The 25605-nt window shown below is 74.8% G+C and carries 18 protein-coding genes; 8 read left to right on the plus strand and 10 right to left on the minus strand.

Annotated elements, in window-relative coordinates; all coding sequences use genetic code 11:
- Positions 1–98 precede the first annotated feature (98 nt).
- Complete coding sequence (locus tag ACQUSR_RS06115) at positions 99–1223, minus strand: glycerate kinase (protein ID WP_431047410.1); 1125 nt, start codon at positions 1221–1223, stop codon at positions 99–101.
- 92 nt (positions 1224–1315) lie between these two features.
- Between ACQUSR_RS06115 and ACQUSR_RS06120 the strand changes: the two genes are divergently transcribed.
- A complete protein-coding gene (locus tag ACQUSR_RS06120; protein ID WP_431041513.1) occupies positions 1316–2377 on the plus strand; it encodes an ADP-ribosylglycohydrolase family protein in 1062 nt (353 codons plus the stop codon).
- An 81-nt stretch (positions 2378–2458) separates the two neighbouring features.
- Here ACQUSR_RS06120 and ACQUSR_RS06125 read toward each other — a convergent pair whose 3' ends face one another.
- Complete coding sequence (locus tag ACQUSR_RS06125) at positions 2459–2962, minus strand: methylated-DNA--[protein]-cysteine S-methyltransferase (RefSeq protein WP_431041514.1); 504 nt, start codon at positions 2960–2962, stop codon at positions 2459–2461.
- A 41-nt stretch (positions 2963–3003) separates the two neighbouring features.
- The gene (locus ACQUSR_RS06130; RefSeq protein WP_431041515.1) at positions 3004–4476 is read right to left on the minus strand and encodes an AlkA N-terminal domain-containing protein; all 1473 of its coding nucleotides are present in this window, start codon (positions 4474–4476) and stop codon (positions 3004–3006) included.
- Positions 4477–4606: 130 nt separating this feature from the next.
- On the opposite strand from ACQUSR_RS06130, the gene ACQUSR_RS06135 reads away from it, so the two are divergent.
- Genes ACQUSR_RS06135 through hemC form a run of 5 tightly spaced genes read left to right on the plus strand, consistent with a single transcriptional unit; the run spans position 4607 to position 14436 of the window.
- Positions 4607–5041 carry a CU044_2847 family protein gene (locus ACQUSR_RS06135; RefSeq protein ID WP_431041516.1) on the plus strand — a complete coding sequence of 145 codons (435 nt, stop codon included), beginning with the start codon at positions 4607–4609 and terminating at the stop codon, positions 5039–5041.
- 4 nt (positions 5042–5045) lie between these two features.
- Positions 5046–7379 (plus strand): trypsin-like peptidase domain-containing protein, encoded by a 2334-nt coding sequence (locus ACQUSR_RS06140; protein ID WP_431041517.1) that lies wholly within the window; start codon positions 5046–5048, stop codon positions 7377–7379.
- Positions 7376–8350 (plus strand): AAA family ATPase, encoded by a 975-nt coding sequence (locus tag ACQUSR_RS06145; RefSeq protein ID WP_431041518.1) that lies wholly within the window; start codon positions 7376–7378, stop codon positions 8348–8350. Before ACQUSR_RS06140 ends, ACQUSR_RS06145 begins: the two co-directional genes overlap by 4 nt.
- Positions 8351–8352: 2 nt before the next feature.
- Positions 8353–13446 (plus strand): SAV_2336 N-terminal domain-related protein, encoded by a 5094-nt coding sequence (locus ACQUSR_RS06150; protein ID WP_431041519.1) that lies wholly within the window; start codon positions 8353–8355, stop codon positions 13444–13446.
- Positions 13447–13485: 39 nt separating this feature from the next.
- Positions 13486–14436, plus strand: a complete 951-nt coding sequence (gene hemC / locus ACQUSR_RS06155; protein ID WP_431041520.1) for a hydroxymethylbilane synthase — start codon at positions 13486–13488, stop codon at positions 14434–14436.
- A gap of 6 nt (positions 14437–14442) precedes the next feature.
- Here hemC and ACQUSR_RS06160 read toward each other — a convergent pair whose 3' ends face one another.
- From ACQUSR_RS06160 to ACQUSR_RS06170, 3 genes are all read right to left on the minus strand, one after another.
- Positions 14443–15855: a phytoene desaturase family protein gene (locus ACQUSR_RS06160; RefSeq protein ID WP_431047412.1), complete on the minus strand. Its 1413-nt coding sequence runs from the start codon at positions 15853–15855 to the stop codon at positions 14443–14445.
- A 97-nt stretch (positions 15856–15952) separates the two neighbouring features.
- A complete protein-coding gene (locus ACQUSR_RS06165; protein ID WP_431041521.1) occupies positions 15953–16780 on the minus strand; it encodes an inositol monophosphatase family protein in 828 nt (275 codons plus the stop codon).
- Between the two features lie 152 nt (positions 16781–16932).
- The gene (locus ACQUSR_RS06170; protein ID WP_431041522.1) at positions 16933–18756 is read right to left on the minus strand and encodes a gamma-glutamyltransferase family protein; all 1824 of its coding nucleotides are present in this window, start codon (positions 18754–18756) and stop codon (positions 16933–16935) included.
- Positions 18757–18903: 147 nt separating this feature from the next.
- Between ACQUSR_RS06170 and ACQUSR_RS06175 the strand changes: the two genes are divergently transcribed.
- Positions 18904–19737, plus strand: coding sequence for a PP2C family protein-serine/threonine phosphatase (locus ACQUSR_RS06175; protein WP_431041523.1), 834 nt, complete (start codon positions 18904–18906; stop codon positions 19735–19737).
- Positions 19738–19892: 155 nt separating this feature from the next.
- A complete protein-coding gene (locus tag ACQUSR_RS06180) occupies positions 19893–20942 on the plus strand; it encodes an MASE1 domain-containing protein (protein WP_431041524.1) in 1050 nt (349 codons plus the stop codon).
- A gap of 4 nt (positions 20943–20946) precedes the next feature.
- On the opposite strand, the gene ACQUSR_RS06185 is transcribed toward ACQUSR_RS06180, so the two are convergent.
- Genes ACQUSR_RS06185 through ACQUSR_RS06200 form a run of 4 tightly spaced genes read right to left on the minus strand, consistent with a single transcriptional unit; the run spans position 20947 to position 25519 of the window.
- Positions 20947–21948, minus strand: a complete 1002-nt coding sequence (locus tag ACQUSR_RS06185; protein ID WP_431041525.1) for a TIGR03842 family LLM class F420-dependent oxidoreductase — start codon at positions 21946–21948, stop codon at positions 20947–20949.
- Between the two features lie 15 nt (positions 21949–21963).
- The gene (gene hydA / locus ACQUSR_RS06190) at positions 21964–23364 is read right to left on the minus strand and encodes a dihydropyrimidinase (protein WP_431041526.1); all 1401 of its coding nucleotides are present in this window, start codon (positions 23362–23364) and stop codon (positions 21964–21966) included.
- Complete coding sequence (locus tag ACQUSR_RS06195; RefSeq protein ID WP_431041527.1) at positions 23361–24680, minus strand: aspartate aminotransferase family protein; 1320 nt, start codon at positions 24678–24680, stop codon at positions 23361–23363. Before ACQUSR_RS06195 ends, hydA begins: the two co-directional genes overlap by 4 nt.
- Positions 24677–25519, minus strand: a complete 843-nt coding sequence (locus ACQUSR_RS06200) for a nitrilase-related carbon-nitrogen hydrolase (protein ID WP_431041528.1) — start codon at positions 25517–25519, stop codon at positions 24677–24679. Before ACQUSR_RS06200 ends, ACQUSR_RS06195 begins: the two co-directional genes overlap by 4 nt.
- Positions 25520–25605: the final 86 nt, after the last annotated feature.

Consider the following 25605-nt stretch of genomic DNA (forward strand, 5'->3'; position numbering starts at 1 on the left):
GAGGTACCCGGCGGCGGCCCCGACCCAGCCACCGGGCAGGCGCACCCGTACGGCGCCGCACAGCATCGAGCCACGGCCCCTCGCCGGGAGGCGCACCCTCAGGACAGGAAGTCGCGCGCCAAGCGCTCCGCTGTGCGCTCCAGGAGGGGGCCCGCCTCCGCCATGCAGCGGGCTGGGTCCGGTTCCAGGTCCAGGAGGGCGTACACGCGCTCGATCCCCGCCGCCGCCACGGCGGCGTCGCCGATGGCGAGGCGGCCGCACACGGCCAGGACCCGCTTGCCGCGGGCGCGGGCCGCGGCGGCCACGCCCGCCGGGGCCTTGCCGTGCAGGGTCTGCTCGTCCAGCGAGCCCTCCCCCGTGATCACCAGATCGGCCCGTTCCAGGGCGGGGGCGAAGCCCAGGACGTCGAGCATGACGTCGATGCCGGGGCGGAAGACCGCGCCGAGGGCGACCAGCGCCCCGTAGCCGATGCCGCCGGCCGCGCCCGCGCCCGGGGACTGGGCCTGGCCGGCCGCGCGGGGGCCGACCGACCGCTCCAGGACCTGGGCGTAGTGGGCGAGGGCCGCGTCCAGGGCCGCCACGTCGGCCTCGGTGGCGCCCTTCTGCGGGCCGTACACCGCCGGGGCGCCCTTGGGGCCGGTCAGCGGATTGTCCACGTCGCTGGCGAGGATGATCTCGGTGTCGGCGAGGCGCGGGTCCAGACCGGTCAGGTCGGCGGTGGCCAGGTCGCGCAGCGGGCCGCCGCCCGGGGCGACCGGCGCGCCGTCGGCGGTCAGGAAGCGCGCGCCCAGCGCGCTGAGCATGCCCGCGCCGCCGTCGGTGGTGGCGCTGCCGCCGACCCCGAAGACGATCGTCCGCGCGCCCGCGTCGAGGGCGGCGCGCAGCAGTTCCCCGGTGCCATAGGTGGTGGCGGCCAGTGGCGCGAAGACGCCGGGCGGCAGGTGCCGCAGCCCGGAGGCCTCGGCCATCTCGACCACGGCCGTGCCCGCGCGCAGCGCGTACGCCGCCGTGACCGGCTCGCCGAGCGGGCCGGTGACCCGTGCCACGCGGCGCTCGAACCCGGCCGCCACGGCCGCGTCGACCGTGCCGTCGCCGCCGTCGGCGACAGGCAGCGCCTCGACCGCCACGGTGCCGGGCGCGCCACGCCGCAGCCCGGCGGTGACATGCTCGGCGACCTCCACGGCCGTGAGTGAGCCTTTGAACTTGTCCGCGGCGATGAGCACACGCGTGTCCGTCACCTTGCTACCCCTTGCTGTTTCCAGGAGTCGCGCCGCTGCGACCCTATACGGAGCGCCGCGTCCGGTACACCTGTGCCATGAGCGCACTCGCGGACCGGATCCTCGGCGGCTGGCTCGGCCGGATCTCGGGGAACATGCTGGGCAAGCCCGTGGAGCGGGGCGACTACTGGACGCGGGAGCGGATCGACCGCTATCTGCGGGAGACCGGCGCCCTGCCGCTGACCGACTACCTGCCCCCGCCGCCGTCGGACCGGCTCGCGGAGTACGCGCTGCGGCCCGAGTGGCCGGAGTGCGTACGCGGCCGGATCCACGGCAGCTGCCGGGACGACGACGTGGACTACTCGATCCTCGGGCTGCACCTGCTGGAGACGTACGGCTTCGGGTTCACCACCGACCAGGTCGGCGAGCTGTGGCTGCTCCGGCTGCCCTACCTGCAGACCTTCACCGCCGAGCGCGCCACGTACCGGAATCTGGCGGCCGGGCTGAAGCCGCCGGTCTGCGCCACGGTCGACAACCCCTACCAGGAGTGGATCGGAGCGCTGATCCGCGCGGACGTCTTCGGCTGGGTCTGCCCCGGGGACCCCGGCCGGGCGGCGGCCCTGGCCCGCCGGGACGCGGTGCTCTCGCACACCGGCAACGGCGTCTACGCGGCGATGTGGGCGGCGGCGCTGGTCGCCGCGGCGTTCACCGCCGACGGGCCGCGCGCCGCCGTCGGGACGGCGCTGGACCGGATCCCGCCGGGGTGCCGGCTGGCGCGCACGGTGCGGCGCACCGTGTCCCTGTACGAGGCGGGGCTGAGCTGGGCGGAGACCCTGACCGAGCTGGACTCGGAGGCGCGGCGGCTGCACTGGATCCACGCCGTCCCCAACGCGGCCGTGATCACGGCCGGGCTGCTGTACGGGGAGGGCGACTTCACCGCGACCATCGCGCTGACCGTGCGCGGCGGGCTGGACACGGACTCCAACGGGGCGACGGCCGGATCGGTGGCGGGCGTGCTGTGCGGGGCGGGGGCCATCCCGCCGCAGTGGACGGAGCCGCTCGCCGACCGGGTGCGCAGCGCGGTGTACGGCTTCGACGGGGCGCGGATCAGCGATCTGGCGGCACGCACCGAGCGGCTCGCCGTGGCCGGCGGCGCCTGACCCCGCGGCCGGGCCGCCCCCGTGCGCGCGGCCCGGACTCTGCCGTCGGGCGGTCTCGCGCCCTAGGCGGCCGCGTCCGCCCTAGAACAGCTCGCCTTGCGCGGCGCTCACTGTGCGGGTCTCGAACGCCAGCAGCTCGCGCTTGCGGTCGATGCCGCCTCCGTAGCCGGTGAGGCTGCCGTCCGCGCCGACGACCCGGTGGCAGGGGACGATGATCCCGATCGGGTTCCTGCCGTTCGCCAGGCCCACCGCGCGGGCGGCGGTCGGCTGCCCGAGCCGGTCGGCGAGCGTCCCGTACGAGACGGTCTCGCCGTACGGGATGGTCCGCAGCTCCTGCCATACGCGGGTCTGGAACGGGGTGCCGGACAGCTCCAGCGGCAGGTCGAAGTCGGTGAGCTCGCCCGCGAAGTACGCGGCGAGCTGGCGGGTGGCCGCGGTGAACGGCGTGTCGTCGGGCGCGCCGAAGGTCTCCTGCGGCGGGCGGTGCCGCTGGTCGGTCATGTAGAGCCCGGACAGGACGCCGTCGGTGGCGACCAGGGTGAGCGGGCCGTACGGGCTGTCGATGACGGTGTGGACGCGGGGCATGGGCAGCGCTTTCCGATGGTGTCGAGTGGTGTCGAGTGGTGTCAGTCGGCGGGCAGGTAGTTGATCGGGTGATCGTCGGTGGCCCACAGGTACTGCACGGCGTAGGCGCGCCAGGGCCGCCAGGCGGCCGAGTGCCGGGTCAGCGCCGCCGGGGTGGCGGGCAGGCCCAGCTCGCGCGCGGCGCGGCGTACGCCGAGGTCGGTGGCGGGGAAGGCGTCGGGGTCGCCGAGCGCCCGCATCGCGACGATCTCCACGGTCCAGGGCCCGACGCCGGGCAGGGCGGCCAGTCGCCGGCGGGCCTCGTCGCGGTCGCCGCCGACGTCGAGGGCGAGGTCCCCGGTGGCGAGGGCGCCGATCAGCCGGGTGAGGGTGGCCCGCCGGGTGGCGGGCATGGCGAGCGCGGCCGGGTCGAGCCCGGTGAGCGCGGGGGCGGCGGGGAAGAGGCGGGTCAGACCGCCCTCGGGGTCGTCGACCGGTTCGCCGTGCGCGGCGGCCAGCCGTCCGGCGAGGGTGCGGGCGGCGGCCGTGGAGACCTGCTGGCCCAGGACGGCCCGTACGGCGAACTCGTCGGCGTCCGCGGTGCGCGGCACCCGCCGCCCCGGCGCCTTGCGGACCAGGGGGCTGAGTCCGGGATCGGCGGCCAGCGCGGCGTCGACGGCCTCGGGGTCGGCGTCGAGGTCGAGCAGCCGGCGGCAGCGGCTGATGGCCCCGGCGAGATCCCGCAGGTCGGTGAGGGACAGCCGGCACTCGATGTGGTCGGGTCGCGGCCGCAGGGCGGCCACCCCGTGCCCGTACGGCAGTCGCAGGGTGCGCCGGTACGCGCCGTCGCGCCACTCCTCCACGCCGGGGACGGCGGTGGCCGCGAGGTGGCCGAAGAGGTTGTCCGGGCACAGCGGTGCGCGGAACGGCAGCCGCAGGGCGAGCACACCGGGGGCGCCGGGCCCGGGGCCGCGGCCGGCGCGCCCGCGCAGCTCGGTCGGGGAGAGCGCGAAGACCTCCCGTACGGTCTCGTTGAACGCGCGGACGCTGGCGAACCCGGCGGCGAAGGCGATGTCCGCCATGGGCAGGGCGGTGGTCTCGATCAGGAGCCGGGCGGTCTGGGCGCGCTGGGCACGGGCGAGCGCGAGCGGCCCGGCGCCGAGCTCGGCGCGCAGTTGCCGTTCGATCTGCCGGGTGCTGTAGCCGAGCCGGGCGGCGAGGCCGGGGACGCCGTCGCGGTCCACGACGCCGTCGGCGATGAGCCGCATGGCGCGGGCGACGGCGTCGGCACGCTGGTTCCAGTGCGGGGAGCCGGGCGCGGCGTCGGGGCGGCAGCGCTTGCAGGCGCGGAATCCGGCCTGCTGGGCGGCGGCCGCGCTCGGGTAGAAGGTCATGTTCTCGACCTTGGGCGGGACGACCGGGCAGCTGGGGCGGCAGTAGATGCGCGTGGTGAGGACGGCGGTGAAGAACCAGCCGTCGAAGCGGGCGTCCTTGGACTGCACGGCGCGTACGCACCTGTCGTGGTCGGTGTGCATGGCGTCAAGCATCGGGCACCGGACGCGGGGACGGCTGGCGGAAATCCGACATGGCCGTGCCGCCGGGGGCCGCAGGCGCCCGGCGGATGTTGCCGCAAAGCAGGGCCCGGCGCGGCTCTCATCCACGATGATGGAGCGCGTGACCGACTACACCGAGCTGTCGCTGTCCGACGGCACCTCCGTACGGCTGGAAGTGGTCCCTGCGCCGCCGCCCGACGGCGGGTTCGGGGGCGTGTCCCCCGTGGGCCGCGGTCCGTCGTCCGCCGCGCTGCGGGCCGCCGAGGCGGCGCGTGCGGTGCTGCGTCCGCTCGGACCGCTGCTGCAGGAGGTGCATGACGCGGTGTCGTCCGGCGCCGTTCCGCCCGACGAGGTCAGCGTGCAGTTCGGGGTGCAGGTGGGCCAGGACCTGAAGCTGGGCATCGTCGGGGCCAACGGGCAGGCCAGCCTGACGATTTCGGCGACCTGGCGCACGGGTGCGGCGGCCGCGCCGGACGCGGGCACGGGCACGGGCACGGGCACGGCCGCCGGCACGGTCGCCGCGCCGGGTACGGGCCGAACGGACTGAGCGCATGGGGTGGTTCCGGCCTCCTGGCACCGATTCGCGGCCCGCCGCCGTGTCCGTGCTCAGCGACCTCGACGGCGAGCCGGTCGGCTCGGCCGTCCTGATGCCCGAGCAGCACCTGCTGACCTGCGCGCACGTCGTCAACGGCGCGTTCGGCAAGGACGAGTTCGCGGCGGAGGACCCCGGCCCGGTGTGCTTACGGGTCCGCGTCCACGGCCCGGACGACACCGTGGAGCGTGTGGCCCGGCTGACGACGTGGATAGCGCCGCGCCTCGGCGGCGGGGGCGTCGGGGCGTACGAATGGCAGGGAGATCTCGCGGTGCTCCTGCTGGACGAAGCGCTGCCGGAGGCCATCCAGCCGCCCCGCTGGCATCCGATGGCGGAGCGGCAGACGGTGCGGGCGTGGCACGGCACGGGTGAGCGCGGCTGGTTCGCGGACGCCGAAGTGACCGAATGCAACGGCCGGTTCGGCTATGTCGACGGGCTCCCCGACAAGCTGCCGGTGGAGCGCGGGTTCAGCGGCGGTCCGCTGTGGTCGCGCGGGGAACGGGCGGTGGTCGGGCTGGTGACGGCCAGGCTGGAACCCCGCGGCGGGCTGCACCGCGCCTGGGCGATCCCCTGGCAGCGCGTCCGCGCGGAGCTGGCGGCGGCCGGGGCGGCGCGGCTGACGGCGGGGTACGACGACGCTCTGCGGCACCGGCCCGACTACACCGACCTCGTGGCACTCCTCGACGGCCTGCGGTTCTCCGGGGGCGCCGAGGGGTGGACGCGCTGGGCCCGCTGCGTGGCGCGCGAGTGCGGACTCGACCACCCGGAGGACGGGGGCCCGACCGCCGAGGAGTTCGCCCGGCTGCTGCTGACCCGGGAGCGGGCGCTGCCCGCCCTGACGGGCATGGTGCGGCACGCCTCGGAACCGGCCGCCGCCGACGCGCTGCTGGACATCGGCCGCAGGGCGGGGCTGCGGCGGCTGCTGTCGCCTCGCGAACACCGCGAGCTGGTGTGCCTGCTGCGGGGGCTGCCGGCTTCCGCCGCGGCCCGTGTCCCGACGGCCGTACGGGCGGCGCTGCTCGCCCCGGTGCCCGCCGAGCTGCTGGCCGACGGCGGGAGCGTCGAGGAGCTGACCGGGTATCTGGAGCAGCTGCCCGGCGACAGCATGCCGTCCCCGGGCGGCTCCGGTCCGGTGCCCGCGCTGCTGCGCGCGGCCGAGTTCATCGCCGCCGGGTGCTGCCCGCCCGGAACGGTCGACGGGACGGGCGGTCCGCGCGCCGAGCTGCGGCGGTGGAACGACCGGGTCGCGGAGCGACTGGGGGTGCACACGGCGGCGCTGCGGGAGCGCCGCAGGGACGCCGCCGACTGGGACCGGCGCGCACGGCACCCGGTGCCCAGGGTGCTGGTGGCGCTGGACTCCTGCGGCCAGGCCGCCGACCGCTACCGGCTGCGCCTGTGGTGCGACGACGGCACCGGGCCGCGCCGGGTCTCGGAGGACGAGAGCCGGCCCCGGACGGCCACGGAAGTGGCCCGGGAGGTCCTCGGCGCGGTGGGCACGCTGCGCCACCCGCACCGGCAGGGGCCGCTGCCGGTGGTGGAACTGATCGTGGACCGGGACGCGTTGGAGGTCCCGTTCGACGAGTGGGACGGCGATCCGCGGGGCGTGCTGCCGCGGATCCTCGGGGTGGAGTACCCCGTCGTGGTCAACTGCCCCGAGCTGCGGGAGAGGGCCGGTGCGGATCTGCTGGCGGACTGGCGTGAGCGGTGGCGGCGGCTGCACGAGGAGGAGCCGCTGCGCGTCGACGGCGGCTGCGGTGACCCGAGGGCGGTGTACGGGCTGCTGATGGAACGGCGGTTCGCGGCACGGGTGGACATCGATGTGCCGCCGTCGGCCCGGCCGGGCATCGTGCAGGTGTGCCTGTCGGCGGGTGTGCCCGTGGTGCTGTGGGACCGCGGCGGCGCCCCGGGCTCCCCCGCCGTGCGGTACGCGGAGCGGGTGCCCGCGCAGGAGCTCGCGGAGGCGGTCCGGGTCTACCGCAGCAAGACGTTGCAGCGCCCGGCCGAGTATCCCGGCCGCCCGGTGCTGGCCTGGGCGAACGCGGACCGGCCGCTGCCCGCGCTGGAACTGGCCGACCCGGCGGAACAGGCCGCCGCGGCGCAATCCGGCTCGTATGACCTGGCGGAGCCGTTCGACGCCGCGGACGAAGCCGTGTTCACCGATGTGTCGTTGACGGAGACGTCGTTCGCCGACAGGCCGCTGTCCGATCCGTCACCTTCCGGTCCGGCGCCTTCCGGTCCGGCGCCTTCCGGTCCGGCGTTTTCCGACCCATCCGACACGGAGGTTCTTCGATGAGTACGCAGCAGGGGTGGCGGCTGTTCCACGGGGACGGCCGGCGGCGCGAGGCGGTGATGCCGCCCGCCCCGCCCTGGCGGCGGTTCGGGGACCAACCCGGGGACCAGCCCGGGGAGCGGTCCGAGGCGGACCAGCGGTCGCCGCAGCCGTATCTCATCGCGCCGCACCACGCCGACGTGGTCAACGCCGCCCTGCATCTGCGGCGCCCCCTGCTAGTCACCGGCGCCCCCGGCACCGGCAAGTCGTCGCTGGCGCAGGCGGTCGCCCAGGAGCTGGGGCTGGGCAGGGTGCTGCACTGGCCGATCAACAGCCGCTCCACCGTGCAGGACGCGCTGTACCGCTACGACGCGATCGGCCGGCTGCGCGAGACCACCCTCAGCCGGGACCGCGACGAGGCCGAGCCGTCGATCGGCACCTTCGTCCGCCTCGGCCCGCTGGGCACCGCGCTGGTGCCGGGCGACCGGCCGCGGGTGCTGCTGGTGGACGAGCTGGACAAGGGGGATGTGGACCTGCCCAACGACCTGCTGACGGTCTTCGAGGAGGGCGAGTTCGAGATCCCGGAGCTGGCGCGGCTGCCCGAGGAGCAGGCGGAGATCGCGGTACTCACCGAGCGGCCCGGCGAGCAGGCCACGGTACGGCGGGGGCGGCTGCGCTGCCGGGAGTTCCCGGTGGTGGTGATCACCAGCAACGGCGAGCGGGACTTCCCGCCCGCCTTCCTGCGCCGCTGCGTCCGTCTGGACCTGCCCACCCCGGACGAGGAGCGGCTGCGCGCGATCGTCACCGCCCATCTGGGGCCGGAGGCGCTGGTCGAGGTGGACGATCTGCTGGACGCCTTCCTGCGCCGCCGCGCCACCCGCGAACTGGCCACGGACCAGTTGCTGAACGCGGTGTTCCTGCGCGCTGGCGGGGTGGACCTGTCGGCCGACGGCCTGCTGGACGCGGTGCTGCACCAGCTCGGCGGGGCGGTGTAGTCATGGCGGGCCGCGACCCGACCACGGGGCCGTCCTCCGCGTTCCCGGCCGAACTCGCCCCGTACCCGGCGGTCATGGCCCTCGTCCCGATGGGTAAGGCGACGGGCCAGGTCACCTTCGAAGAGGTCCGCTCGGCCTTCGAGGCCGACCAGGTGCCGCCGGTCCTGCGGCATAGGACGCTGGCGGTGCTCAGCCGGATTCTCGGTGCGGCGGGTGTGCTGCTGGCGGCCGGCGGCGACGTCCCGCCCGGTGCCCAGGGCAGCGGCGGTGGCGCCGGGTCCGGTACGGGGCGTCTGGTGGCGCTGGCGCGGCTCGACGGCGTGCGGGCGGTGCTCGCGGCGAGTGGGGCCGAACTGTCCCAGGAGGAGCTGCTCGACGCGCTGTGGCTGGCCACCCGGCTGCCCGCCGGGGCGGCGGACGCCCCGCTGGAGCGGGCGCGGACGGTACGGGACGACGACGGCGTGCAGCGGGCGACCGTTTCGCACGGCGGCGACAGCAGATGGGGCGACCCGGAATCGCCCGTCGCCGAGGGCCCGCCGGGGACCTCTCAGGCGCCTCCCGGGCCCCCGGGCCCCCACCCCCTCGGGGCGGTCCCTGGCAGCGCGGCCTGGACACTCGGCGCCGGGACACTCGGCCAGGGAGCGCAGGCGGGCGCGGGGAGCACCGCGTCCCGTGGCGCGTACGGCGCCGCGGGGACGCGCCCGGGCCGGGCAGCCGGCAGCGGGCTGTACGGCGCGCCGGGCGCGCCGCTGCTGTCCACCGCCGTGCCCCGCGTACGGCCGCCGTCGCGCCGTGCGGTGCCGCTGCGCGTGCCGGAGGGCAAGGCGCTGCGCGCCGAACTGTCCCTGGGCCGTGCCCTGCGCCCGCTCAAACAGCACCGCCCGAACCCGCTCCGACGGGAGATGGACGAGGTCGCGACCGCGGCCGCGCTCGCCGAGACCGGGCTGCCGGATGTGGTCACCCGCCCGACTCGGGAACGCTGGCTGGATCTGGCGCTCGTCGTGGACGACGGCCTGTCGATGCTGCTGTGGCGGCGGCTCGCCGTCGAACTGCGCACGCTGATGCAGCGCTCCGGCGCGTTCCGGGTGATGCGCGTGCACGGCCTGCGGTCGCGCGGCGGCGGCACGCCCGCGCTGCGCGCCAAGCCGTACGCGCCCGGAGCCGCCACCCTGCCCACCGCCGCGGTGTCCGACCCGTCCGGGCAGACGCTGGTGCTGGTGGTGAGCGACGGGGTGGGCGCGGCCTGGCGGGACGGGCGGATGACGGCCGTGCTGGAGCGCTGGGCGGCGCACGGCCCCACGGCGGTGGTGCACGCCCTGCCGCCCCGGCTGTGGCAGAGCTCCGGTATCCGCGCCGAGCGCTGGCGCGTGACGACGCGCAGGCCGGGCGCGGCCAACGCGGACTGGACCGTCACCGACCCGGTGCTGCCTCCGGCACTGGCCGGCTTCGACGGCGTTCCGGTGCCGGTGCTGGAACCGGCCGCCGGGCCGATGGCGGACTGGGCACGGCTGATGTCGTCCCCGAGCGGGACGGCGTTGCTGCCGCTGATGGCACGGCCACGCCCCACGCGAGGGGCGAGCGCGGGGAGTTCGGGGAACCCGGGAAGCCGGGCGGGGGCGGGGAGTTCGCAGAACCCGGCGGGCGGGGGAAGCGCGGCGGGCGGGGCCGGTACGGGAAGCCCAACGACCTCGGACAGCACGGCCGGTGCCGGAAGCCCGACGCCCCCGGGCAGCACGGCGGGTGTCGGAAGCCCAACGAGCGCGGGCAGCACGGCCGGAACGGCCAACCCAACGACCCCGGGAAGCACGGCCGGAACGGCCAACCCAACGACCCCGGGAAGCACGGCCGGAACGGCCGACCCAACGACCCCGGGCAGCACGGCGGGGGCAGCCGGCCCGGCGAGTGCGAACGGCGCGGTGAACGGCCCGCGTCCGGCGGCGCCGCGCACCGCTCCGTCCGGCGGGGACGACCTGCGCCGCCTCCAGCGGTTCCGCGACGCCGCCTCCCCTGAGGCCTACCGGCTGGCCGCGCATCTGGCCGCCGTCGCGCCGCTGTCGGTGCCCGTGATGCGGCTGGTGCAGTCCTCCGTGGAGTGGCAGGCGGACACCGGCCATCTGGCGGAGGTGTTCCTGGGCGGGCTGATGCGCCCGGCCCCGTCGCCGCCCGCGGCCGGGCCGGAGCCGCTGCCCGTACAGCACCGGACGTTCACGTTCACGCCCGCCGCCCAAGAGGCGCTGCTGGACGCCGTGCCGGTCGGCGAACTGCTGCGCACTGGCGAGGTGGTGGGCCGAAAGCTGGCGCGGCTCGCGGGGCGCTCCCCCGACTTCCCCGCCTGGCTCGCCCACCCGGACGGCCCGGACCATCTCCCGTCGGCAGGGCGGCCGTTCGCGACGGTGGAGCAGCGGCTCGCGGCACGCTTCGGCGCGTCGGGGCGCCGTTCCCCCGCGCCGCGCCTCCGCGCCGCGATGGCCGATGGCTGGGCGCCGCTGCTCCCCACCGACCCCCGGACCCTGGGGCCCTACACACTGCTGACGCGGAACGGCACGGGGGCGCGGACGCTGGCCTTCATGGCGTACAAGCCGACGGGCGAGACCGCGGTCGTGCGGACCGTGGCATGGTCGGACGACGACGCCCACCATCTGCTGCGCACGGAGAGCGAGGCGCTGCGCCGGATGGCCGGACGTCACGCGCCGAGGCTGCTGGCGACCGGTCTCGACCAGGACCCGCCGTGGCTCGCGGAAGAGGCCAGGAACGACACCGTGCGTTTGTCCGCCGCGGTGTCCCGTGCCCGCTGGGACGCCGGGACGGCGTTCGCCATCGCCCGGCAGCTCGCCGACGCGGTCCGCGTCTGTGCCGAGGAGGGCCTCGTACACGGGGATCTGCACGCCGAGACGGTGCACGTGGCGGGGTTGGACGTGGTGCTGACCGGCTGGTCGTCGGCGATCATCGACGGTGTGTCGGCCTCCGGTGCGGAGACCGGCCATGTGACGAACATCCGGGACCTGGGCATGCTGCTGCGGAGGATCGGGGGCGGCGAGTACGGCGGCACGGTATCGCTGGACGCGGTCAGCCTGCCTCGCTGGCCAGGCGCCCAGTGGGAGCCGCTGCGCCGTCTGGTGGCCGCCTGTCTGCGCCGTGACACCGACGAGGGGCCGACGATCCACGAGGTCTGGGACGTCTTCGAGCGGTACGAACGCATCGGCACCACCGCCGACGGCGCCCCGGTCTACTCCCCGCCGCGCCCGGCGGACCCGCCGCCGCCCCCCGCGCCTCAGTCGCCACCGCCGACGGCGGCGGTCTGGGACCCGGAACGGCAGCGTTGGCTGACGCCGCCGCGGTCCACAGACCCGTCGTCCAACGCCCCATGGTCGGAGGACGGACCCGCCGCGTACTCGGGCCCGCCGCAGATCTCCCAGGAGCCGCCGCGCGCCGAGGCGCCCCCGCCGCCGCCCTCGCCTGCGGCGCGCGCCTTCGTGGCGCGGTACGGCGTTCCGCTCTCCGGGGCCGATCCGGCCCGGCTGGGCCCGTACCGGCTGCTCGGCCGGCTGGCCCCCGGCCCGAACTCGTCCTTCTACCTGGCCCAGTACGGGATGGAGGACAGCGACGCCTACGCGGCGGTCCGCACCCGCACCGTCGCTTTCCGGCCGTGGTCCCGGGACATCAGCGATCTGCGGACGGAGGCGGAGGCGCTGCGCCGGATGGCCGGCCGCTACGCGCCGAAGCTGCTGGGACAGGATCTGAACGACCGGCCGCCCTGGGTCGCCAGGGAGTTCTTCGCCCCCTCCGAAGCCACGCCGGTCCGCACCTTGCGGGAATTGCTCGTCGGCGGCGTCGGACTCGACGCTCCCACCGCCGCCGACCTCGGGCGGCAACTGGCGGAGGCGGTGCGCCTGTGCGAGCTCAACGGCGTGGTGCACGGCAACCTGTCGCCGGACACCGTGCTCATCGTGGACGGTGCGGTGAAACTCATCGGCTGGACCTCCGCGGTGTTCGACGGTCGCGCCCCGAGGCGGGACGCGACCGCCGCCAGTGAGGACGACAGGGGCGCGCTCGGCGACATCCTGCTGCTGCTGGCCGGGGCATCCCTCGTGGAGCAGCCGGGTCCCGGCGCCGGAGGGACTCCCGCCCAGCGGGATGAGGAGCACTGGGCGGCGCTGCGCGAAATCGCCCTGGCGGCCGGCCGGAGCCGCCACCCCGCCGACCCGTCGACGACGCAACAGGTCGCGGCCCTGCTGGCCGGCTACGTCACGGAACGGAAGCCCGTCGAGCCGCCGGACACGGCGGACCGCCGCGTCGCGCGCGTCCGCGCCCCCTTGGCGTCGGGTCACCACATCGCGGTGATGAGCTTCCGCCCCGAGGTCGGAAAGGCCACCACCGCAGTCGCGCTGGGCGCTGCCTTCGCCCGCCTGCGCCAAGAGCCGGTGGTGGTGTTCGACGCCGCGGCGCCCGGCAGCAGGCTGGCCCAACGGGTGGCAGCCGCCAGGGACTCGGGTGGCGAATTCAACCAGTTCAGCGCCCGAAACGAGTTGTGGCGGCTCAGTGGACGCGGAGGACGCGGTCGACTCGACGTACTGATCCAAAACCACAGGTCCGCGGCGGCCACCGCCGGGGCCGTCCTCGACGGCACGGGCTACGGCCGGACGCTCGCCCGACTGCGGCAGGAGTATCCCATCGTCATCAGCGAAGCTGGATGCAACACGGCGCGGACCGCGTCTCTGGGAGTCTTCGACCACGCCGACCAGTTGATCGTCGTCTGTCCTCCCAACGACGACGGCGGGAGCCATCGCGCCCTTGTGCGGCTGATCGTCTCGCGGTATGCGGACCTCGCACAGCGCGCCATCGTGGTGGTTCCCGCCATGCACGGCCCGCTCGAACCGGCGGATCTGCGGAGCGCATCGGCTCGCTACGAAGGGCTCTGCCGCGCGGTCGTCCCGGTTCCCTACGACCGCAGGCTGTGGTCGAACCCCAAGCTGAACCTGGACCGGCTGACCCCCGCCACCCGTGACGCGTTCGTCCATCTCGCCGCCCTCGTCGCCGAGGGCTTCGCCGTCCAGCAGCCGGACGGTGTCCAACAACTGGACCAGACGGACGAGTGAGGCGACGGCCTCGACGCCGCACGCCCTATGGTGTACGGCATGCCTTCAGCGTCAGGCTCCGCGCCCACCACCATCCGCATCGTCTCCCGGTCCTCCCCCATGGCTCTGGCCCAGGTGGAGCGGGTGCGCACCGAACTGGCCGCCCTGCACCCCGGTATCCGTACCGAGGTCGTCCCGGTGACCACCTCCGGTGACCGGTGGATGGGGGACCTGGCGGCGCTCGGTGGCAAGGGTGCGTTCACCAAGGAGGTGGACGCGGCGCTGCTGGCCGGTGAGGCCGATCTCGCGGTGCACTGCGTCAAGGACATCCCGGCCGACCGGCCGCTGCCCGCGGGGACGGTCTTCGCCGCCTATCTGAAGCGGGACGACATCCGGGACGCGCTGGTGCACCCCGGCGGGCTGACCCTCGACGAGCTGCCCGCGGGCACCCGGATCGGCACCTCCTCGGTGCGGCGCAGCGCCCAACTGGCCATCTCCCACCCGCATGTGGAGTGCGTGCCGATGCGGGGCAACGCCAACCGGCGGCTGGAGAAGCTGGACGCGGGCGAGGCCGACGCGCTGCTGCTCGCGGTGTCCGGGCTGGAGCGGATCGGCGTCGAGGACCGGATCAGCGAGGTGCTGCCGGTGGAGTCGATGTGCCCGCCGATCGGGGCCGGGGTGCTGGCGCTTCAGTGCCGTGAGGAGGACACGGCGACCATCGAGGCGGTCGCCGCGCTCGGCGACACCGACGCCTGGCGGGAGATCACCGCGGAGCGGATGCTGCTGCACGTCCTCCAGGGGCACTGCAACTCCCCGATCGCGGGCTACGCCAGGGCCGAGCGGGACGGCCGGCTGTCGCTGCGGGCCCGGGTGTTCACTCCGGACGGCAAGACGGTGCTGGACGCGCACGAGTGGGCCGGGCCGCTGGACCCGGCGACGCTCGGTACGTCGGTGGCGGTGTCCCTGCTGCGGCAGGGGGCGCGGGAGTTGATCGACGGGATCCCGCACTAGGCGCCGTCAGGCGTCCGTCCGAAGGCGCCGCCATACCGCCCGGGCCGCGTGGTGTCCCGACATCCCGTGGACGCCGGGCCCGGGCGGGGTCGCCGAGGAGCACAGGAAGACGGCGGGGTGGGCGGTGGCGTACGGGACGCGGGCGAGCTTGGGGCGGAGCACGGTCTGGAGCCCCGCGAAGGCGCCGCAGGCGGTGTCGCCGTCCACGTAGTTGGCGTTGCGCGCGGCCAGCTCCCGCGGGCCCGCGACGGCGCGGGCCAGCACGCGGTCGCGGAAGCCCGGCGCGAAGCGTTCGATCTGCCGCTCGATGACGTCGGTGGCGTCGCCGGTCCAGCCGCTGGGTACGTGGCCGTACGCCCAGAAGACGTGTTTGCCCTCCGGGGCCCGGCTGGGGTCGATCAGTGACGGCTGGGCGGTGATGAGGAAGGGCACGGACGGGTCGCGGCCCTCGACCGCGGCCCGCAGGGCGGCGTTGATCTCGCTGCTGGTGGGGCCGATGTGGACGGTGCCCGCGCGGCCGGCCTCGGGCGCGGTCCACGGCACCGGCCCGTCCAGGGCGTAGTCGATCTTGAAGACGCTGGCGCCGTAACGGTAGCCGCGGTAGGCGTTGCCCAGTCCGGCGATCCGGGCCAGGGCGGTGGGTGAGGTGTCGAAGACGTACGCACGGGCGGGCGGGAGGTCGTCCAGGCGCTTGACCTCGAAGCCGGTGTGCACGGCGCCGCCGAACTCGCGCAGCAGGCCGCCCAGGGCGTCGGAGATGGCCTGGGAGCCGCCGCGGGGCACCGGCCAGCCCACCTCGTGCGCGGCGAGGGCGAAGATGAGGGCGATACCGCCGGTGGCCAGGCCCGTGGTGGGGGCGATGGCGTGTGCGGCGAGCCCGGCGAGCAGGGCGCGGGCCTTCTCGTCGCGGAAGCGGGTGGCGGCGATGAGGGCGGCGGGCTGGACGGCGTTGAGGCCGAAGCGGGCCCAGGTGACGGGGTCACGGGGCAGCCCGAGCCACTGGGTGCGCAGGAAGTCGGCGGCGAGGGTGTCCCAGCGGCCGTGGAAGGGGGCCAGGAGCCGGCGGTAGGCGCCCGCGTCGCGCGCGCCGAGGGAGGAGGCGGTCTCCCCCACGGAGCGGGCGAGGATGGCGGCCGTACCGTCCGGGAACGGGTGGGCCAGCGGCAGCTCGGGGTGCAGCCACTCCAGTCCGTGCCGGGCGAGCGGCATCGCCCGGAACGCGGGCGAGCCCACGCCGAGCGGATGCACGGCGGAGCAGGGGTCGTGCCGGAAGCCGGGGAGGGTGAGCTCCTCGGTGCGGGCGCCGCCGCCGATCCCGTCCGCGGCCTCGAAGACCTCCACGGCCAGGCCGCGCCGGGCGAGTTCGGCGGCCGCGGTCAGTCCGTTCGGCCCGGCACCCACCACCACCACGTCGAGCATCGACGGCACGTGACAGTCCTCCTCGCCGTTGCGGGTCGCCTGCTGGCGCCGCCGGGCCGTGCGCGCCCCGCGGACCGTGTGGAGATGTGCGCGGCCCTCAGTGCGCGCCCGACAGCAGGGCCAGGATATGCCGCGCGGTCGCCTCGTCACGCGCCGCGGTGAAGGGCAGCGCGTTGCCGCCCGCGATGCGGAAGGGTTCGCCAGCGATGGTGGCGCTGAAGCCGCCCGCCTCGGCGACCAGCAGCAGCCCGGCGGCGTGGTCCCAGGCGTTCTCCCAGGTGAAGGCGACGGCGTCCATCTCGCCGCGGGCGACGTGCAGATATTCCAGTCCGGCCGAGCCGCACGGCCGGGTCGAGACGCCCGGGGTCTCCAGCCCGGTCAGGGACCGCTTCTCGTCGTCGTCGGTGAAGTCGAAGTGGGATATGGCGACTTCGAGGACCTTGCCGGGCGCCGGGGAGCCGGGGTGCAACCGCTCGCCGCCCAGCCACGCGCCCCGGCCGCGGCGGGCGACGGCCATGAGGTCCAGCGCGGGCGCGTACGTCCAGGAGGCGAGCAGTTCGCCGTGGTGGGCGAGTGCCACCAGCGTGGCGAAGCCGGGATCGCCGTGCACGAACTGCCGGGTGCCGTCGACCGGATCGACGATCCACACCGGCGCGTCCCCGCTCAGCGCCGCCAGCACGCCGGGGTCGGCGTGCACGGCCTCCTCGCCGACCACGGCGGAGCCGGGCAGCAGGGCCGTGAGCGCGGCGGTGAGGTGCTCCTCGGCGAGCCGGTCGGCGACGGTGACCAGGTCGTGGGGGCCCTTCTTCTCGACGATCTCGTGGTCGGCGAGTTGCCGGAACCGCGGCAGGATCTCGGCGGCGGCCGCCTTGCGGATCGCCTCCTCGACCTCGGACAGGTCACCAGTGAGGAATGCATCGATCATCCCCCCATGGAACCATGCCCCTCCGACAACAGGGATCCCCGCGGGGGCGGCACGGTGTCCCGCGCGTGAACGGCGGGCTGTCGCCTCCTGACGGCGGCGGGCTGTCGCCTCCCGACCGCGGCGGACTGTGACCTCCCGACCGCGGCGGGCTGTCACCTCCCGACCGCGTACCCCTGCATCCCGCGCGGATTGGCGCCCGCCGACAGGACGCCGGTCTCCGGGTCGCGGGACACGGCGCACAGCCTGCCCTCCGACCAGGGGTCGCCCACGGTCACCCGGTGTCCGCGCCGCCTCAGCTCCGCGATGGTCTCCTGGCCGATGCGCGCCTCGACGGTGACGGCCCCGGGCCGGGTCCCGCGCGGGTAGAAGGAGCTGGGGAAGGCGTCGGTGTGCCAGTTGGGGGCGTCGATGGCGGCCTGAAGCGGCAGGCCGCCGCGCTCCGGCCCGCCGCGTGCGGCGGCCAGTGCGACGGCCAGGAAGAAGTGCACCTGCCACTGGTCCTGCTGATCGCCGCCGGGGGTGCCGAAGGCCAGCACCGGCACTCCGTCGCGCAGGGCGAGGGAGGGGCTGAGGGTGGTGCGGGGGCGGCGGCCGGGGGTGAGGGAGCCGGGCAGGCCGGGGGTCAGCCAGGCCATCTGGAGCCGGGTGCCGAGCGGGAAGCCCAGTTCGGGGACGACGGGATTGGACTGGAGCCAGCCGCCGCTGGGCGTGGCGGAGACCATGTTGCCCCAGCGGTCGACCACGTCGAGGTGGCAGGTGTCGCCCCGGGTGGCGCCGTTCCCGGAGGTGGTCGGCTCGCCGGCGCCCGGGGGTGCGGCGTCCGGCGGCCCGACGGGCACCGCGCCGCAGGCGGCGGCTGTGGCGTGCGGGCTGAGAACGGGGGTGCGGCCCTCGGGGCTGCCCGGCCGCAGCTCGTACGAGGCCGTGGCCCCGATCAGGGCGCGGCGGGCGGCGTTGTACTCGGGCGACAGCAGGGCGTTCAGGGGGACGTCGGCGGTGTCGCCGTACCACGCCTCGCGGTCGGCCATCGCGAGCTTGGTGCCCTCGATGAGGGTGTGGACGTAGGCGGGGGTGCCGTGGAGGCGGTCGAGGCCGTCGGGGAGGAGGGCCAGTTGCTGGAGGAAGGCCGGGCCCTGGGTCCAGGGGCCGGCCTTGCAGACGGTCCAGCCGTGCCAGTCGTACGTCACCGGGGTCTCGTAGGTGGCCTCGAAGGCGGCCAGGTCGTCGCCGGTGAGGGTGCCGGTGTGGCGCCTCCCGCTGGTGTCCATGGTGGGGCGGGCGGCGGCCGCGGCGAGCGCCTCGGCGATGAAGCCCTCCCGCCATACGCGGCGCGCGGCGTCGATCTGCCGCTCGCGGCCGCTGCCCGCGGCCTCGGCCTCGGCCAGCAGGCGGCGCCAGGTGGCGGCGAGCGCGGGGTTGGTGAACAGGCGGCCCGGCGCCGGCGGCCGCCCGCCGGGGAGGTAGACGGCGGCGGAGCTGGTCCACTCGGCCGTGAACAGCTCACGGACGGTGGCGACGGTCTCGCCGAGGCGCGCCACCGGCGGATGGCCGGACTCCGCGTAGCCGATGGCGTAGCGCAGCACGTCGGCGAGGCGCCGGGTGCCGTGGTCGCGCAGCAGCACCATCCAGGCGTCGAAGGCGCCGGGTACGGCGGCGGCCAGCGGGCCGGTGCCGGGCACGAGGTCGAGGCCGAGCGAGGTGTAGTGCGCGATGGTGGCACCGGCCGGGGCCGGGCCCTGGCCGCACAGGACCCGGACCGGGCCGCCGGCGGGCGCCAGGAGCAGGGGCACCTCGCCGGCCGGGCCGTTGAGGTGCGGTTCCACGACGTGCAGGACGAATCCCGCGGCGACGGCGGCGTCGTAGGCGTTGCCGCCGTCCTCCAGCACGGCGAGCGCGGTCTGGGAGGCCAGCCAGTGGGTGGAGGAGGCCATGCCGAAGGTGCCCTGGAGGGTCGGCCGGGTGGTGAACGCTGTCATCTGGCTCCTGTCGCCCGCGAGCGGATCCGTGCCGATGGGTCTTGGTGATCTCGCCGTCTTGATGATCTCGCCGTCGGCGCGACGGAGGCCAGGGGGCGTAACGTGGCGTAGAGGTCTCCTTCGGAGCGGCACCCCGGAGCGTGCGTGATGAGCCGACTCCGCTTCACCAGGTCCCAGGCCCCGAGCGGCGAGGAACTGCTGGACACCCTCGTCAAGCTCACCGGTGACGTGCTGGACGGCATCAAGCTGCAGCAGGCGCGCGTGGAGCTGGCCACGGCCCTCCAGCGCCTGATGCTCCCGTCCGAGCTGCCGCAGGTGCCGGGCCTGCGGACCTCGGCCCGGTACGTGCCCGCCCGGCGGGGGCTGGACATCGGCGGCGACTGGTACGACGCCTTCACCATGGGGGACGGGACGTTCGGTGTCGCCATCGGGGATGTGCAGGGGCACGACGCCGAGGCGGCGGCCTTCGTCGGGCAGGTCCGTACCGCGCTGCGCGCCGTCGCGGGCGGGACCACCACCGATCCGGGCGCGGTGCTGGCCCGGGTCAACGACCTGCTGGTGACCATGGCCTGCGGGCTGTTCGTGACGTGCTCGTTCCTCCGCTTCGACGCGGCGGCCGGCGAGCTGGCGGACGCCCGCGCCGGGCATGTCCCGGCGGTCTGGGCGGACGCCGACGGCCGTTCGGACATCGTGCTGGACGCGGGCGGGCTGCCGCTGGGCATGTTCCCCGGCGAGGAGTACCCGGTGACCCGGCATCCGCTGACGGCGCAGGGCGCGTTCGTCCTGCTGACCGACGGGGTGGTGGAGGGCCCGGAGTTCCCGATCGAGCGCGGACTGGAGGCGGTCGCCAAGCTGGTCGGAGCCGGCTTCGACGCCGACCCGGACGTGCTCGCCTCGGAGGTCCTCAGGGTCGCCGATCTGACCGGCCACGACGACGACGCCGCGGTCGTCGTGCTCCGGTACGACGGGAGGCCCGGGTAGGACGGGGTGCCCGGATGGGGCGGACGACCAGGTGGGGCGGACGGCCGGGTAGGACAGACGGCCGGGTAGGGCGGGCTGCCCACGTACGGCGGGCCTGGGCGCCGACCGCGCGTGTCGTCGAAGACGCGCCGCCAGCTCGTTGTCTGATGACTGCCATGGCGTTCAACCGACCGCTCCCCCGCTACCCGGCCGAGGCCCTGCGGACCTGCGTCATCGCCGGGGCCTACTACGGGTCGGCGAAGGTGGGGCTGCTGCAGGAACTGGTCCGGGGGCAGGTGACACCGCTGTGGCCGCCGACCGGCATCGCGGTGGTCTGCCTGCTGTGGTGGGGGCTGCGCGCGGGCCCGGGCATCGCGCTCGGCGCGTTCCTGGTCAACGTCACGATCGGCCCGTCGGCGCTCGCCGTGCTCGGCATCGTGGCGGGGAACACCCTCGCCCCGGTCTGCGCCTGGCTGCTGCTGCGCCGGGCGGGCTTCCGCACCGAGATGGACCGGCTGCGGGACGCGCTGGCGCTGGTGTTCCTCGCCGCCCTCCCGGCGATGCTGGTCAGCGCGACCGTGGGCACGGCGGTGCTGGCGGCGGCCGACGCGATCGGCGGGGGCGACTTCTGGCCGACGTGGTCGGTGTGGTGGACGGGCGACGCGATGGGGGTGCTCGTGGTCGCCCCGGTCCTGCTGGTCGCGCGCGCCGCGTGGCCGCTGCGGATGATGTCCGCGTACCGCTGGGCGGAGGCGGCGGCGCTGGTGTGCGGTACGACGGCGGTGACCGTGGTGGCCACCCGGACCGACGTCAACCTGCTCTTCCTGGCCTTCCCGTTGCTGATCTGGGCGGCGTTCCGCTTCCAGCAGACCGGGGCCGCGCCGTGCACCTTGGTCGTCTCCGTGGTGACGATCTCGGCGGCGGCCGACGACGCGGGCCCGTTCAAGGACCACGCGCTGCCGGCCCAGATGCTGATCCTCCAGGCGTTCAACGGGGCGGCGGCGATGACCGCTCTACTGCTGTCCGCGGTCGTCACCGAGCGCAACCGCACCCACCTGGAGATCGCGTACGTGTGCGGTCTGCTCGCCACCGCCGTGACCCGGCTCGCGCCGAGTGGCGGCGTCCAGGAGTGGCCGCCCCCGCCGCACGCGCGGCGACCGGACGGCGACGACGGTACGGGCGGCGAGGGCGGCGGCGGTACGGGCGGCGGTCGCACCGGACGCTGAGCGGTCAGCCGGACAGCGCGGGGATCACCCGCTGTCCGTACGCGTCGATCGTCGCCTCCTTCGCGTCGTGCATGGCGTAGACCGCGAACTGGTCCACGCCCAGGTCTGCCAGCCGCCGCAGCTTCTCGATGTGCGCCTCGACCGGGCCCAGGAGGCAGAAGCGGTCGACGATGTCGTCGGGGACGAAGGCGGTGTCGGGGTTCCCGGCACGCCCGTGGTGGCTGTAGTCGTAGCCCGTGCGCTGCTTGATGTACTCGGTCAGCTCCTCGGGTACGGCGCCGGAGTGCTCGCCATACCGTGTGACCAGGTCGGCGACGTGGTTGCCGACCATGCCGCCGAACCATCGGCACTGCTCGCGCGCGCGGGCGAGGTCGTCGCCGACGTAGGCGGGCGCGGCGACGCAGATGGTGAGCGCGTCGGGGTCGCGGCCCGCCTCGGCGGCGGCGGTGCGGACGGCCCTGACCATCCACTCCGTCAGGAACGGGTCGGCGAGCTGGAGGATGAAGCCGTCGGCCTTCTGCCCGGCCAGTGCGAGCGCTTTCGGCCCGTAGGCCGCCATCCACACCGGCAGGCTGCCCTCCTTGACCCACGGCAGGCGCAGGGTGGTGCCGTCCACGACCGCCTCGCGGCCCTCCGCCAGGTCGCGGATGGCGTCGATGGCCTGCCCCAGCCGGGCCAGGGTGTTGGGTCTGCGGCCCGCCACGCGCATCGCGGAGTCGCCGCGGCCGATGCCGCACACCGTGCGGTTGCCGTACATGTCGTTCAGGGTGGCGAAGGTGGAGGCGGTGACCTCCCAGGTGCGCGTGCCGGGGTTGGTGACCATCGGGCCGACGATCAGCCGCTCGGTGTGTTCCAGGACGCGGCTGTAGATGACGAAGGGCTCCTGCCACAGGACGGCCGAGTCGAAGGTCCAGCCGTAGCGGAAGCCGTTGCGTTCGGCGCGCCGCATCAGTCCGACGAGGGCCGACGCGGGCGGGTCGGTCTGCAGGACGAGTCCGAAGTCCATCACTCACTCCCGGGGTCAGCTGAGGTACTGGCAGGTGTCGCGAGGGACGAAGCGGCCGTGTCCCGCCCGCCCGGTGAACTGTCTCCGGTCGATGACGGTTTCGCCGCGCGACAGCACCGTGACGACCTGCCCGGTGACCCGTTTGCCCTCGTACGCCGAGTAGTCGACGTTCATGTGGTGGGTGTCGGCGGACAGGGTCTGCTGGGCGTTCGGGTCGTAGATGACGATGTCGGCGTCCGAGCCGGGGGCGATGGTGCCCTTCTTCGGGTAGAGGCCGAACATCCGGGCGGGGGTGGCGCAGGCGGTCTCGATCCAGCGGCGGCGCGTGAGGTGCCCGTCGACCACGGCCTGGTGCAGCAGGTCCATCCGGTTCTCCACGCCGGGGAGCCCGTTGGGGATCTTGGAGAAGTCGCCGCGGCCCAGCTCCTTCTGGCCGGTGAAGCAGAAGGGGCAGTGGTCGGTGGAGACCACCTGGAGGTCGTTGGTGCGCAGGCCCCGCCAGAGCGCGGCCTGGTGCTCGCGGGGCCGCAGCGGTGTGGAGCACACGTACTTGGCGCCCTCGAAGTCCGGCTCGGCCAGGTTGTCGGTGGACAGGAACAGGTACTGCGGGCAGGTCTCGCCGAAGACGGGCAGCCCCTTGTCGCGGGCGGCGGCCAGCTCGGCGACGGCCTCCTCCGCCGAGACGTGCACGACGTACAGGGGCGCGCCCGCCACCCGCGCGAGCTGGATGGCGCGGTGGGTGGCCTCGGCCTCCAGCAGCGCCTTGCGGACCTCGCCGTGGTGGCGGGGGGCGGTGCGGCCCGCCGCGAGGGCCTGTTCGACGAGTACGTCGATGGCGATGCCGTTCTCGGCGTGCATCATGATCAGCCCGCCGTTGGCGGCGGAGCGCTGCATGGCGCGCAGGATCTGCCCGTCGTCGCTGTAGAAGACCCCTGGGTAGGCCATGAACAGCTTGAACGAGGAGATTCCTTCGCCTATGAGGGCGTCCATCTCCTTGAGGGAGTCCTCGGTGACGTCGGACAGGATCATGTGGAAGGCGTAGTCGACGGCGCACTTGCCGTCCGCCTTCGCCTGCCAGGCGTCCAGGCCCTCGCGCAGGGAGCGGCCCACCGACTGGACGGCGAAGTCCACGATGGTCGTGGTGCCGCCCCAGGCGGCGGCGCGGGTTCCGGTCTCGAAGGTGTCGGAGGCGAAGGTGCCGCCGAACGGCAGCTCCATGTGGGTGTGCGCGTCGACGCCGCCCGGGATGACGTAGTGGCCGGTGGCGTCGATCGTGCGGTCGGCGGTCCAGCCTTCGGCGTACGCGCTGCCCTGCGCGGCGAGCGCGGCGACGCGCCCGTCCTCGATCAGGACGTCGGCGTGCACCTCGTCGGCGGCGGTGATGACGAGTCCGCCGCGGATGACGGTACGGGTCATGACGGCTCCTTCCCCGCGATCGTGTCCTGGGCCTGGCGCAGGGCGGTTTCGAGGATGGCCGCGCCCTCCTCCGCCTCCCGGACGGTGAGGGAGAGCGGTGGGGCGATGCGCAGGGTGTTGCCCGCCAGGCCGCCCTTGCCGACGAGCAGGCCGTTCTCCCGGGCGGATTCGAGGGCGGCGGTGGCGGCGTTCGGCGACGGCGATCCGTCGCGCTCGACCAGTTCGATCGCGATCATCAGGCCGCGGCCGCGCACCTCCCGTACGGCGTCGTTGCCCGCGCTGGCGGCCCGCAGCCGTTCGAGGAGCAGTCCCCCGACCCGGCGGGCGTTGCCCTGGAGGTCGTTCTCCAGGAGGTACGCGAGGTTGGCGAGCCCGGCGGCCATGGTGACGGGGCTGCCACCGAAGGTGGAGATGGAGTTGGCGTCCAGGCAGTTCATGACCTCGGCGCGGGCCACGACACCGCCGATGGACATGCCGTTGCCGATGCCCTTGGCGAAGGTGAGCATGTCGGGCGGCCCGGCGGCGGCGTGGGCCTGCCAGCCCCAGAAGTACTCGCCGGTCCTGCCCCAGCCGGTCTGCACCTCGTCGGTGATCCACAGGATGCCGTGCCGGTCGAGGACCTCGCGGAAGGCCGCGTACAGCCCGTCGGGCGGGGCGGTGAACCCGCCGACGCCCTGGACCGGCTCGGCGATGAGGGCGGCGACGTTGCCATGGGCCTGGCCGAGGACGTCCTCCAGGTCGGCGACGCACGCGTCGATGAACTCGCTGTCGGACAGCGCCGCGAACGGGCCGCGGCCGCGCACCCCGCCGTGTACGTACAGCGTCTGGAGCGGTGAGAGGCTGGTGGGCGACCAGGAGCGGTTTCCGGTGACGCCGACGGCCGAGAAGGACCTGCCGTGGTAGCTGTTGCGCATCGCCAGGACCTGGTTGGAGCGGCGGTAGGTGGTGGCGAGCAGCAGGGCGGTGTCGTTGGCCTCGGTGCCGGAGGTGGTGAAGAAGACGCGCGCGTCGGGGATGCCGGAGAGCCGGGCGACGCGTTCGGCCAGCTCGACCATGGGCCGGTTGAGGTAGAGGGTCGAGGAGTGGATGATGCGGCCGGCCTGCTCCGCGACGGCCTTGGTGACCTCGGGCAGGGCGTGGGCGGTCATGGTGGTGAGGATGCCGCCGAAGAAGTCGAGGTAGCGCTTTCCGTCGGCGTCCCAGACGTGGCGGCCCTCGCCGTGCGTGAGCTCGATGGGCTCGCGGTAGTAGAGGGCGAGCCAGTCGGGGGCGACGGCGCGGTGCCGCAGGTGGAGCGCGGCGTGAGTGTCGCTCATGGCCGCACCAGCCCCTCGTACGCGTCGGGCCGGCGGTCGCGGTAGAACGCCCACTGCTGCCGGACCTCGTCGATCAGCCCGAAGTCGAGGTCGCGGACGACCAGCTCCTCCTCCTTGTCGCTGGCGACGTCGCCGACGAACTGCCCCCGCGGATCGACGAAGTACGAGGTTCCGTAGAAGTCGTTGTCGCCGTACTCCTCCTGGCCGACGCGGTTGATCGCGGCGATGAAGTACTCGTTGGCGACGGCGGCGGCGGGCTGCTCCAGCTGCCACAGGTAGGCCGACAGGCCGCGGGAGGTGGCGGACGGGTTGTACACGAGCTGGGCGCCGCCGAGGCCGAGCTGCCGCCAGCCCTCGGGGAAGTGCCGGTCGTAGCAGATGTAGACGCCGACCTTGCCGACGGCGGTGTCGAAGACGGGCCAGCCCGCGTTCCCGGGTTTGAAGTAATACTTCTCCCAGAAGCCCTTCACCTGCGGGATGTGGTGCTTGCGGTACTTGCCGAGGTAGCTGCCGTCGGCGTCGATGACGGCGGCGGTGTTGTAGTAGAAGCCTGACTGCTCGATCTCGAAGACCGGCACGACGACGACCATGCCGGTCTCGCGGGCCAGCTCCCGCATCCGGCGCACGGTCGGGCCGTCGGGCACGGGTTCGGCCCAGCGGTAGTGCTCGGGTTCCTGCACCTGGCAGAAGTACGGGGCGTTGAAGACCTCTTGGAACCCGATCACCTGGGCACCCTGCGCGGCCGCCGCGCGGGCGTGCGCCTCATGCTTCGCGATCATCGACTCGGTATCACCGGTCCAGGTGGCCTGGACCAGGGCTGCACGGACAATCTTGGCCATGAGCGGCTCCTTTGACTGCACGTCAGAAGCATCTACGCACGTAGACACCGGGCGTAGATGGAGAACGTACGACCCGGCCTCCACGG

The organism is Streptomyces sp. P1-3 (genome assembly GCF_050613155.1).
Taxonomy (GTDB): domain Bacteria; phylum Actinomycetota; class Actinomycetes; order Streptomycetales; family Streptomycetaceae; genus Streptomyces.